The 13,229-nt window shown below is 32.8% G+C and carries 9 protein-coding genes; 8 read left to right on the forward strand and 1 reads right to left on the reverse strand.

The genetic code is table 11. The annotated features are described in order from the left end of the window. Positions 1–55: 55 nt before the first annotated feature. The 8 genes from ACM55H_RS09530 (at position 56) to pruA (ending at position 12,345) form a co-directional block, all read left to right on the forward strand. Positions 56–2,449: a DUF5916 domain-containing protein gene (locus ACM55H_RS09530; protein ID WP_416836276.1), complete on the forward strand. Its 2,394-nt coding sequence runs from the start codon at positions 56–58 to the stop codon at positions 2,447–2,449. A gap of 203 nt (positions 2,450–2,652) precedes the next feature. Continuing rightward, positions 2,653–5,070, forward strand: a complete 2,418-nt coding sequence (locus ACM55H_RS09535; RefSeq protein ID WP_416836277.1) for a DUF5916 domain-containing protein — start codon at positions 2,653–2,655, stop codon at positions 5,068–5,070. 141 nt (positions 5,071–5,211) lie between these two features. Then, the gene (gpmI, locus tag ACM55H_RS09540) at positions 5,212–6,729 is read left to right on the forward strand and encodes a 2,3-bisphosphoglycerate-independent phosphoglycerate mutase (RefSeq protein WP_416836278.1); all 1,518 of its coding nucleotides are present in this window, start codon (positions 5,212–5,214) and stop codon (positions 6,727–6,729) included. A gap of 150 nt (positions 6,730–6,879) precedes the next feature. Then, on the forward strand, positions 6,880–7,698 hold the full coding sequence (gene map, locus ACM55H_RS09545) for a type I methionyl aminopeptidase (RefSeq protein WP_416836279.1): 819 nt from the start codon (positions 6,880–6,882) through the stop codon (positions 7,696–7,698). Between the two features lie 144 nt (positions 7,699–7,842). Further along, positions 7,843–8,613 (forward strand): class I SAM-dependent methyltransferase, encoded by a 771-nt coding sequence (locus ACM55H_RS09550; RefSeq protein ID WP_416836280.1) that lies wholly within the window; start codon positions 7,843–7,845, stop codon positions 8,611–8,613. 92 nt (positions 8,614–8,705) lie between these two features. Further along, complete coding sequence (locus ACM55H_RS09555) at positions 8,706–9,959, forward strand: type IX secretion system plug protein (RefSeq protein ID WP_416836281.1); 1,254 nt, start codon at positions 8,706–8,708, stop codon at positions 9,957–9,959. A gap of 81 nt (positions 9,960–10,040) precedes the next feature. Continuing rightward, on the forward strand, positions 10,041–10,427 hold the full coding sequence (gene apaG / locus ACM55H_RS09560) for a Co2+/Mg2+ efflux protein ApaG (RefSeq protein WP_416836282.1): 387 nt from the start codon (positions 10,041–10,043) through the stop codon (positions 10,425–10,427). Positions 10,428–10,716: 289 nt separating this feature from the next. Beyond that, a complete protein-coding gene (pruA, locus tag ACM55H_RS09565; RefSeq protein ID WP_416836283.1) occupies positions 10,717–12,345 on the forward strand; it encodes an L-glutamate gamma-semialdehyde dehydrogenase in 1,629 nt (542 codons plus the stop codon). A gap of 140 nt (positions 12,346–12,485) precedes the next feature. Here pruA and ACM55H_RS09570 read toward each other — a convergent pair whose 3' ends face one another. Then, positions 12,486–13,160 carry a DUF2490 domain-containing protein gene (locus ACM55H_RS09570; RefSeq protein ID WP_416836284.1) on the reverse strand — a complete coding sequence of 225 codons (675 nt, stop codon included), beginning with the start codon at positions 13,158–13,160 and terminating at the stop codon, positions 12,486–12,488. Between the last annotated feature and the right edge of the window lie 69 nt (positions 13,161–13,229).

The raw sequence follows: 13,229 nt of genomic DNA on the forward strand, positions 1-13,229 counted from the left end.
TAAAATCACTTTCTATGTTAATTTTGTTATTTTTGTTTAGATACAATACTAATTTATGTCCAAATTGCATTTTACAGTCCTAATTATATTAATTTTCTATAGTTTCAATATCTATGGCCAAAAAAAGATTCTTTTAACAAAATCTATTTCAGAAAACATCACCATTGATGGGAAAATTAATGAGGAAATTTGGAAAACAAGCTCGATAGCTACCGATTTTGTCATGTTTGAACCTGATAATGGAAAACCAATAAGCACTGCTAAAAAAACGGAAGTTAGAATACTTTATGATAACAATTCCATTTATATTGCTGCAACATTATACGATGACGAACCCAATAAAATAAAAAGAGAAATCACAAAACGAGATGTTTTTGGAGTTTCAGATAACTTTTCAGTTAACATTAACGGATTCAATGACGGACAGCAAGACTTTCGCTTTTTTGTAAGTTCAGCAGGAGTTCAAGCAGATTGTTTAGCAATAGAGGAGAGCGAAGATTTTACATGGGATGCTATATGGTATAGCAAAACAACAATAACTGATTATGGCTGGACGGTCGAAATGAAAATCCCTTATGCAGCTTTACGATTTTCGAATACCAAAAAACAAACTTGGGGTTTGAATTTTATGCGGGAAATAAAACGCGACAATCAAAAATATACTTGGAATCGTGTTGATACAAAAATTGGCGCTGTAATTCCGCAGGCAGGTATTCTTCAAGGAATTGAAAATATAAAAACCCCTACCCGACTCTTTTTTATCCCTTATTCATCTGCTTATTACCAAGAAAATGATATCGCTTCGGGAACTACTTTTAAAGCTGGTTTAGATATAAAATATGGAATTAATGATTCCTTTACATTGGATGCTATCGTGGTCCCAGATTTTGGACAGACTAAATTTGACAATGCCATTTTAAACCTAGAACCTTTCGAACAAAAACTGGATGAAAACAGGCCTTTTTTTACAGAAGGAACTGATTTATTCAATAAAGGAGGTTTGTTTTATTCCAGAAGAATTGGTGGTTCACCAATCACAGAACCATTAATTGAAGCAAATGAAGAAATAATAAATTATCCTAACACTGTTAACTTACTTAATGCAGTAAAAGTTTCCGGAAGAACAGAAAAAGGTCTCGGAATTGGCTTTTTGAATGCTGTCACAAAAAAAACATACGCTACTATTCGTGATAATGATACTAACGAGGCTAGAAAAGAAGTCATAGAACCACTTACCAATTATAATATATTGGTTTTAGACCAACGTTTTAATCAAAATTCATCAGTTTCATTTGTAAATACAAATACAACTCGTAATGGAGGATTCAGAGACGCTAATGTTTCTGCTTTATTATTCGATTTGAAAACAAAAGCAAATACCTATAATTTATATGGCGATTTCAAATACAGTGCTATCAATACAGTTGAAAATTATGACGGCTACAAAACAGAATTAAATTTCGCAAAAATAAGTGGAAGATATCGATACTTACTTTCAGGAAAATACATTTCTAAAGATTATGATATAAATGATCTTGGAATTATTTTTTACACTAATTATAACAGCATTGCTGCAAATGGAAGTTATAGAATATTGAATCCAACAAATAAATTCAACACATTTAAAGTATATCAAGAAATAAGTTTAGAAACTCAAAATACAACAGGAAAAATACAGGAGGCCTATTCTATTACCCAAATAAAAGCAACAACCTTAAAAAATAATTATTTTGAATTATTTTTAAGAATAAACCCCATAGATAGATATGATTTTTATGAACCTCGAGAACTAGGAAGATATGTTTATATACCTAAAAGTATTTTAGGATATGCCGCATTTGTTAGTGATCAAAACAAACCATTTACTTATGAAGCTGAAACATCAATAACTAAATTTGATGAAAATCAAAGAGTAACTTATATGTTAAATGGCGGTGTCAAATATAGATTTAACGATAAACTTTCCTTAGCACATGGCATCCAATATACTCGAAAAGTAAACGACAGAGGTTGGGTAGACCAAGACAACACGGGAATCATTTTTGCAGAGCGCAACAGGGAAATATTACAAAATGACCTTACAGGAAAATATGCCATAAATAATAAAATGACCCTAAACTTAACGGCTCGTTATTACTGGTCCTATTCTCAAAATCATCAATTTCTAACTTTACAGGATAATGGTTATTTAGCTCAAAATAATGCTTATTCATTAAATAAAAACAGAAATTTTAATTCCTGGAATTTTGATTTATCGTATTCCTGGTGGTTTGCTCCAGGTAGTGAAATCTCTATTTTATACCGCAACTATGCACTCGAAAGTACTCGAAACGTTCAAAAAGATTTATCCACTAATTTCAAAAATGTTTTTGACAGTAATCTGACTACTATTTTTTCCATTAGTCTTCGTTACTTTATTGATTACAATGTTGTAAAAAGTAAATTTTAACCCAAAAAGAAAGCTTCATAAAATGAGATTGAAAAACACTCCGTTTTCAATCTCATTTTTTTATGCAATGAAACGCAGCTTAATTTTTTATTAAAAAAACTGTAACAAATTCTTAAAAGTACAGTCTATTATTCTGATTCGATTAAAAGAATCATAGCAATCATCAAAATCAATCAACTTCAATCAAAATCAATCAAAATTAAATGAAAAAATTACTCCTTATAATCACACTCTTTTTTTCATTATTTGGCTACAGCCAGAAAAAAACTTTACAAACTAAATTCATCACTGACAACATAACTATTGATGGAAAATTAGATGAAAATGTTTGGAAATCAGTCCCTGTGGCTAAAGACTTTATCATGTTTGAACCAGACAATGGCAAACCCATTGCAGAAAATAAAAAAACCGAGATAAAAGTTTTATATGACAATGACGCCATATATGTTGCCGCATTGATGTACGATAATGAACCTAATAAAATATTGAAAGAAATCTCACAAAGAGATAATTTTGGTGCTTCTGATATTTTTGGAGTTTTTGTAAACGGTTACAATGACGGGCAACAAGATTTTCGGTTTATAGTATCCGCATCAGATGGACAAGCTGATTGTATAGGAACCGATACAAATGGAGAAGATTACTCTTGGGACGCAGTTTGGAAAAGTAAAGCAGTAATCACGGATTTTGGTTGGGTAGTTGAAATGCGAATTCCATATGCCGCGCTACGTTTTTCGGGTGAGAAAAAACAAACTTGGGGACTCAATTTTTTTAGAGAAATAAAACGGGACCAGCAAAAATATAGTTGGAATTTTATTGATTCAAAAATTGGAACTTTTACGCAACAAACTGGTGTTTTAGAAGGAATTGAAAATATAAAAACACCTACCCGACTGTTTCTTTTACCCTATTCTTCTTTTTATGTAAATGCTAATTCACAGCAAAAAACTACGGGTACACTTAAAGGTGGTTTAGATATAAAATATGGCATAAATGACGCATTTACACTTGATGCCATACTTATTCCTGATTTTGGCCAAACAAAATATGATGATCAAATTTTGAATTTAGGTCCTTTCGAACAACAATTTAATGAGAACAGACCTTTTTTTACAGAAGGAACGGATTTATTCAGCAAAGGAAACCTACTCTATTCCAGAAGAATTGGTGGAAGACCATCAAATTATCCAACTATTGCGAGCAATGAAAAAATTATTGACAATCCTTCAAGCATCAATCTTATCAATGCCTTAAAAGTGTCCGGTAGAACAAAAAATGGGTTAGGGATAGGGATTTTAAATGCAGTTACTGAAAAAACATATGCAACGATTCAAAATAATGATACCAATGAAACAAGAAAAGAGTTAGTTGAACCGTTAACTAATTATAATGTATTGGTTTTAGATCAGCGCTTTCGCAAAAACTCCTCAGTTTCATTTATCAATACAAATGTAACCAGAAACGGAAGTTTTCGTGATGCAAATGTTTCAGCATTAGTCTGGGATTTAAACACTAAGAAAAACACCTATAATCTCTCTGGAAATTTCAAGTACAGCATCATAAACGATACCGAAGACAAGAAAGGGACTTTTACTTCCTTAAACTTTGGAGAAACTTCTGGAAAATACAGATACAGCCTTGGAACAGAAATAGTTTCTAAAAATTTCGACAGCAATGATTTAGGAATCAACTTTGAAACCAACTACTATGCTATTTATGGAAACACAAATTATAGAATATTAAATCCCACAAAATATTTCAACACTTTCGTAGCGAATTTCAACATGTACAGTCAATTTCAAAAAGAGACGGGAAAAATTCAAGCAAATAATATCAATGTAAATATAAATTCTAATAATAAACAAAATCATTATTTTGGATTAGGAATAAATGCAAATCCTATTGAATCCTATGATTACTATGAATCAAGAACAGAAAACAGGCCTCTAATTTTTCCAAAAAGAATGGGAGGCTGGTTCTACTTTTCTTCTAATTACAATAATAAATTCGCAATAGACTTTAATCCCTCTTTTGCAGTTTTAAGCGAACCCGGAAGAAATTCATATGGCTTTTTACTTGGTCCAAGATACCGCTTCAACGATAAATTTGCTTTAAATTACAGCTTCAACTTTTTTAGACAAAACAATAACAAAGGATATATAGATAGTGTTGATGATGATTTAAATTCAGCAACCCCTAACACCATAATATTTGCTAATAGAAATGTAATTACCTATTCTAATTCACTTACTGGAAAATACTCTGTTAACAGCAAAATGACTTTTAATCTATCTTTACGACAATATTGGTCCTTTGCCGAAAATAAAAACTTCCTCTCTCTGGAACAAAACGGAAGATTAAAGGATTATACGAATTTTGCCGAAAACAGAAACTCAAGTTTTTATTCTTGGAACGCTGATTTATCCTATTCCTGGTGGTTTGCCCCTGGAAGTGAAGTCTCTATTTTATATAGAAACAATGCAGCCAATTTTCAAAGAGAAATCGACAAAGATTTTGGAAGAAACGTTACTACTTTGTTAACCAATGATCAACTTAAACATGTTTTTTCAATAAGTATTCGTTATTTCATAGATTATAACGCCGTAAAAAATAAATTCTAAGTTGCATTAATTTTAGAAAACTACGGTTTCTGCAACAAAATCATCATTATTTGTTATTGTTATGTTACGAATGAATAATAGTGATTTCGATTGCTTCGAACATTTTTAGAAATGCTTTATCTTTGTTCAAAATATTTTACAATGAACAAAAAAGTAATTCTTATGATTTTGGACGGTTGGGGAAAATCTCCTGACCCTAAGGTATCTGCAATTGATAATGCCAATGTACCATTTATAAATAGCCTTTATAAAAATTACCCAAGTGCTCAACTTAGAACAGATGGTCTAAATGTAGGTTTGCCGGAAGGACAAATGGGAAACAGCGAAGTAGGTCACATGAACCTTGGCGCTGGAAGAATAGTATATCAGGATTTAGCCAAAATAAATCTTGCCGTAGCACATAATACTTTAGCAAAAGAACAAGTCTTGGTTGATGCTTTTACTTATGCTAAAGAAAATAATAAAAAAGTACACTTCTTAGGATTGGTTTCTGATGGTGGTGTTCACTCCCATACTTCTCATTTACGAGGTTTGATTGATGCAACACAACAATACGGATTACAAAAAGTCTTTGTTCACGCCTTCACTGATGGTCGTGATGTTGATCCAAAATCAGGAAAAAATTATATTCAGGATTTAGAAGATTATATCGCAAATACTACTGTAAAAATAGCTTCTGTTATTGGACGTTATTACGCGATGGACCGTGACAAACGTTGGGAAAGAGTAAAACTAGCTTACGATTTATTAGTAAACGGAACTGGAACTCATTCAAAAAATGCCGTAGCATCAATAGAAGAAAGTTACAAAAATAATGTAACTGATGAATTTATTAATCCAATGGTTGTGGTTGATGATAATGACAAACCCCTAGCTACTATTGAGGAAGATGATGTAGTTATTTTCTTTAATTTCAGAACCGATAGAGGAAGAGAATTGACCGAAGCGCTTTCGCAACAAGATTTCCATGAGCAGAACATGCACAAATTGAATTTGTATTATGTAACACTTACCAATTATGACGAAACGTATAAAAACGTAAAAGTTGTTTATAATAAAGATAACATTACCGAAACTCTTGGCGAAGTTTTAGAAAAAGCACATAAAAAACAAATTCGTATTGCCGAAACAGAGAAATATCCTCACGTGACTTTCTTCTTTTCAGGCGGAAGAGAATTACCTTTTGATGGCGAAAGTCGCATCTTGAAAAATTCTCCAAAAGTAGCCACTTATGATTTGCAACCCGAAATGAGTGCATTTGAATTGACAGATGCTTTAGTTCCTGAACTTGAAAAAGAAGAAGTAGATTTTGTATGTCTTAATTTTGCCAATGGCGATATGGTAGGTCATACAGGGATTATGAGTGCAGCGATAAAAGCTTGTGAAGCCGTTGACAAATGTGTCGAAAAGGTAATCACAACAGCATTAGCTCATAATTACACTACCATTGTAATTGCAGATCACGGAAACTGTGAAACTATGATTAATCCTGATGGAAGCCCTAATACTGCGCACACAACAAATCCAGTTCCAATTATTTTGGTAGACAAAGATTTGAAAACCATTCATGATGGCGTTTTAGGTGATATTGCTCCAACTGTTTTAGAATTGATGGGAGTTGAAAAACCAGCGGTTATGACCTGTCATTCTTTGTTGTAAAACGTAGAAATAATTTGAATCAAAAATTTTAAATACGATTTAATAAAATTCAAAAAGCTGTTCTAATTTGGAACAGCTTTTTTATTATCAAAAAATTGACATCAAAAGTTCTCATAAAATTGTACTTTTGCAAACTGAAAATTCGAAATTATGATTATAGTAAAATCACGTGAAGAAATAGAATTGATGCGAGAAAGCGCATTGATCGTATCAAAAACATTAGGAATGATTGCTTCTGAAATAAAAGAAGGGGTCACCACTTTATATTTAGACAAATTAGCAGAAGAATTCATTCGTGATCACGGAGCTGAACCAAGTTTTCTTGGTTTGTATGGTTTCCCAAATTCACTTTGCATGAGTCCAAACGCGCAGGTGGTTCATGGAATTCCAAATAATAAACCATTGGAAAGTGGCGATGTAATCTCTGTAGATTGTGGTGCTTATAAAAATGGATACCATGGCGATCACGCTTATTCTTTTGAAATTGGCGAAGTAGCTCCTGAAACCAAAAAATTATTGCAAATAACCAAAGAATCTTTATACGTAGGAATCCGAGAATTAAAATTAGGAAATCGCGTGGAAGATGTTGGAAATGCTATTCAAAGATACACTGAAGCACATGGATACGGAGTTGTTCGTGAGTTAGTAGGACACGGAGTAGGACAAAAAATGCATGAAGACCCTGAAATGCCTAACTATGGTAAAAAAGGAAGAGGAAAGCTTTTTGTTGAAGGAATGGTTGTAGCTATTGAACCTATGATTAATTTAGGAACCCGAAACATCAAACAATTAAAAGACGGCTGGACAATCCTTACTGCCGATGGAAAACCAAGTGCCCATTTTGAGCATGACGTTGCGATTATCGATGGGAAACCAGAGATTTTATCGACTTTTGGATACATCTACAAAGCGTTAGGAATTGTGAGTAATGAAGAAGATGAGTTTAGAAGAGAGCCTTTAGTTTTATAAATTATTTAAAAGCTCAACATGAATTAAAACCCAAATTAAATGACTTTAAATCACTTATATCATTACCCTTTTTTGAAACAAATAAGTGATTAAAGTCATATAAGAAAATCTAAAGTTGTAAAAGCGAATCTCTCTGAAACAAAAATGAAAAAACTCTTTAAACTTATACTCAATACCATTCCGCGTCCTTTACTTATTCGGTTAAGTTACGTGGCTCGTCCCGTTCTTGCATTAGCATTGAAAGGAAATACATTTACGGATCCTATTGATGGAAAAAGTTTCAAAATGTTTCTGCCTTACGGTTATGGAACACAAAGAAACAATGTACTTTCGCCTAGTACCCTATCACTGGAAAGACACCGTTTGTTGTGGTTGTATTTGAATGAAGAGACTGATTTTTTTACTTCATCAGAAAAAAAGAAAGTGCTACACTTTGCACCGGAACAAGCTTTTTATAAATTGTTTCGAAATCAAAAAAATCTGGATTATACCACAACCGATTTATTTTCACCTCTTGCTGATGTGAAAGCAGATATTTGTGATTTGCCTTTCGAGGACAATCAATATGATGTTATTCTTTGCAATCATGTTTTGGAACACATTCCGGATGATACGAAAGCGATGCAGGAATTATATCGAGTTTTGAAACCAGGAGGAATGGCGATTTTACAAATCCCACAAGAGTTGTCCAGAGCCACTACATTTGCAGATGATACTATTACTGACCAGAAAGAACGTGCTAAAATCTTCGGACAATACGACCACGTGCGTATTTATGGACGAGATTATTTTGATAAATTAAGAAGTATTGGTTTTAAAGTAATCGAAGAAGATTACACCAATAAAATAGCCCCGGAATTGGTAGAAAAATATTGTTTGGCAAAAGGGGAAATTATTCCTGTTTGTTTTAAATAGATTTAAGACAGTTAAAATAAAACTGCTCCATAATTGGCATAATAATAGTGTTGCTTAATTCCGTATATTTACACTTCAGCAATTCAAAACATATGCTTAAAGCTTTTTTTCAAAAAATAGTATTGCTTTTCATAATTACTTCTGCTACTGCTCAAGTAGAAAAAGAGGTTGCTCCACCGTATAATGTTAAGACGATTTCTTTTGTTCAAAGCAATCAAAATGTAATTCCGATTTTTAAATTAGGAGAAGGGTTTCAGTTGCAATTCGATGATTTGTTTGGCAATGAAGCTGATTATTACTATGACATAACCCATTGCGACTATAATTGGAATCCTACAGAAATCCCTAAAAGTGAATACTTGAAAGGATTTGATAACCAAAGAATATCAGATTACACCAATTCTTTCAACACATTACAAATCTATTCCCATTATAGACTGGCTATTCCAAATCAGTTTACACAATTATTAATCAGTGGCAATTACATACTGAAAATTTTAAACGACAGTAAAGAAGTCGTCTTTTCTAGGAAATTTATTCTTTATGAAGATCGGGTTACGGTTCCTATTCAAGTAAAAAGAGCGAGAACTGTCAGCAATTTAGATTCTAAACACAACTTAGAATTTACCATTAAATCAAGTACCATTACTTTTCAAAATCCTCTTAAAAATGTAAAAGTAGTTTTACTTAAAAATGGACAATTCAATGACGCAATTACAAACATTACCCCTCAATACACGATTGGGAACGATTTAATTTATAAATATGATACCCAAACCCAATTTTGGGCAGGAAACGAATTTTTATACTTTGAAAATAAAGATATTAGAGCCGCCAATAATAATGTAGCCCGTGTAGATTCTAATAATGAGATCTATAGTTCTTATTTATATACTAATAATGCCCGAACAAATTATCCGTATTCCGTAACACAAGACGTAAACGGAAATTTTGTTGTCAAAAATATAAACGCGACCAATAATGAAATTGAAGCTGATTATGCATGGGTCTATTTCAGTCTTTCGGCTCCAACTTTTAGAATGAATAAAGACATTTATATCACCGGAATGTTCAATAATTATAATTTAACTACAGAATATAAAATGGATTATAATGAAAAGAAAAGTATTTATGAAAAAGCAATTTTAATAAAGCAAGGATTTACTAATTTTCAATATACAGTTGCTGACAGCAAAGGTATTATCGATCATGAAAATGCAATTGACGGGAATTTTTATCAAACAGAAAATGATTACTCCATAATGGTCTATTACCGAGAAAATACCGATCGATATGATAGAGCCATCGGAAAAGGCACGGCAAATTCATTAAATATCATCAACTAAAAAAACTTTTCGAAAAAACGACTATACAAAATCAATTTTTTGTAAATTTGTCGGTATTAAGCACCTATTCACATATTTAGTATGGTTTCTCAAATAACAAGAGGCATAAAGATAACGGTATTGACTAGTTTTGAAGGCACCTACTTCAAAAACTATAAGATTCACTTTGCCTTTAGTTATGAAATTACAATCGAAAACCACAGTAAAGATTCCGTACAATTAACCTCTCGTCATTGGGAAATTTTTGACTCTTTAAATGACCTTGAAGTAGTAGATGGAGAAGGTATAATTGGCAAAAAGCCCGTTTTAAAACCAGGAGAATTCCACACTTACAGTTCCGGTTGTTTATTATCATCCCCTTATGGAGCAATGAAAGGGTATTTTAATATGATCAATTTTACTTCTACAAAAACTTTCAAAGTTATTGTGCCTACCTTTAGATTGTGTGCTCCATTTGCATTAAACTAAAATCATCCCCTTTATTTCTAGGAGTTATTCCAGCTATTCATTACAAGTCCTCATAAAAATAGCATTTTTGCAAGCCCTAAAAAGAGCTTCCGTTGGTCGCTTTTTTAGAGCCGCAAGAAAAGCTTATTTTACTCCTGGCTTTTCATTTCTATCTGGCTACAACACAAACGATCTAATTTATTACCAATAGTTTTATAGCAACAAATGACGATTTTTCAAACAATCATTCGTACTTTTGTGAAAAAAATTACCACACACAAACATTCGCTAATTTTATAATTTTACAAATATGTTAAAAGGATTTTTTCATGTACCAAAAGCGGTAAACGAACCAGTAAAAGGATACGCACCAAATTCATCAGAAAAAGCAGCTGTTCAAGCAGCTTATGCAAAAATGTGGAATTCTAAAATCGATGTGCCTTTATATATTGGAAACGAAGAAATTAGAACTGGAAACACAAAAAACATGACCGCTCCTCACGATCATAAACATATCGTAGGAACCTATCATTTAGCTGAAAAATCTCATATTGAAAGCGCCATTGCAAATGCATTAGAATCTAGAACTGCATGGGCAAATATGGCTTGGGAACAAAGAGCAGCGATTTTCCTTAAAGCGGCTGAATTGATTGCAGGTCCATACAGAGCCAGAATAAATGCTGCAACTATGATTGCGCAATCTAAAAACATTCATCAAGCCGAAATTGATGCTTCTTGTGAATTTATCGATTTTTTACGTTTCAACGTAGAATTTATGACCCAAATTTACGGCGATCAGCCTAATTCAAATTCGGATATGTGGAACCGATTAGAATACAGACCACTTGAAGGTTTTGTATATGCTATCACTCCTTTTAACTTCACTGCCATAGCTGGAAATCTTCCTGCGAGTGCTGCAATGATGGGTAATGTTGTTATTTGGAAACCAAGCGACAGCCAAGTTTTCTCAGCACAAATCATCATTGAAGTTTTCAAAGAAGCCGGAGTACCTGATGGTGTTATCAATATTGTTTTTGGAGACGCTTTGATGATTACCGATACTGTTTTGGCAAGCCGTGATTTTGCCGGAATTCACTTTACAGGTTCAACTCATGTATTCAAAGATATTTGGTCAAAAATTGGAACAAACATCCACCATTATAAAACCTACCCAAGAATCGTAGGAGAAACTGGAGGAAAAGATTTTATTATCGCGCATCCAAGTGCTAATGCAAAACAAGTTGCAACAGGAATTGTACGTGGTGCTTTCGAATTTCAAGGTCAAAAATGTTCCGCAGCTTCAAGAGCGTATGTGCCACAAAGTTTATGGCCAGCCATAAAAGAACAGCTAATCACTGATACAAAATCCATGAAAATGGGTTCTCCAGAAGATTTTGGTAATTTTATCACGGCAGTTATTCACGAAGGTTCTTTTGACAAATTGGCAAGTTTTATTGACCAAGCCAAAAAAGATACTGATGCCGAAATTATAGTTGGTGGTAATTATGATAAATCTGTTGGTTATTTCATTGAACCGACAATAATTGTAACTACCAATCCTCATTACACCACAATGGAAACCGAGTTGTTCGGACCAGTAATGACAATTTTCGTTTACGAAGATGCTAAATGGGAAGAAACTTTAGAATTAGTTGATACCACTTCAGAATATGCTTTAACAGGTGCTGTTTTCAGTCAAGATCGTTATGCTATTGAGCAAGCGACTACCAAATTACAAAATGCTGCCGGGAACTTCTATATCAATGACAAACCAACTGGAGCTGTTGTAGGAATGCAACCTTTTGGTGGTGCAAGAGCATCCGGAACTAATGACAAAGCGGGTTCAGCATTGAACTTATTGCGTTGGGCTTCGCCAAGAACTATCAAAGAAACTTTTGTTACTCCAGAAAATTACAGATATCCATTTTTAGGAGAATAAGGATATAGATTGAGGATTTTCGGATGAAAATTTTAGATTAAAAAACCTCCAAGAATTCAAATAATTTTGAAGTCTTGGAGGTTTTATTTTTTAAAACCTAAAATATAATAAGCATAGTTTTTACTAATTATATAACCAAATTAAAAAGGAAGATTATTAAAAATCATAATTTGAAATTGAGTTCGGCTCGTAGCTGGTAAAAGTTGAGACATCACACCCGCCTCTACTTTAACATATTTATTGAAACAGTATCCAATACCGCCATAAACACGATCCCTATCATAATGATTTTGTTTTGTATTGATGAAGACTTCGTTTGACAACGAGGCATAAACTGCATTTTTCTCCATCACTTTTTTATTTATTGGGATATTCAACGCTAGCGAATAACGGAAACGTATTTTAAAATTATCTTGAAGAAATCGTTGTTCAAAACGATATCTATGCGAAATACTCACTCTCCCAAACTGTTGTTTGGTGATAAATTGCTGGAAAATCCGATGCTCATCCGTTCGGATCTTCTCATCTGTTCCCGCTATATAAGGTTCCGAATGAATGTAAGCATAACCAAGTAATACATTATTATTGTTTTCAGATAAATTATAGCCTAAACCTGTTCTTACCATTAATTGTTCAAGATCCCCAGCAAAATTAAAGTTTCTATATTGTACCTCATTATGCCAATTCCATCTATCATTTATTTTTTGGTTACCCAAATAAGCGAACCAATTCCCTACATCTGATTTTTGCGCATTACTATTAGCGGTTACAAATAACAGCATCAAAAAGCAAAATGATATTACTTTATTTTTCATTAAATTTTATTATTTTAAGTCCTGAATCTCGTTGTTTTCAGACACAAATTCAATACAGCAATACAATTT

Source organism: Flavobacterium cryoconiti (genome assembly GCF_048158645.1).
Classification (GTDB): domain Bacteria; phylum Bacteroidota; class Bacteroidia; order Flavobacteriales; family Flavobacteriaceae; genus Flavobacterium; species Flavobacterium cryoconiti.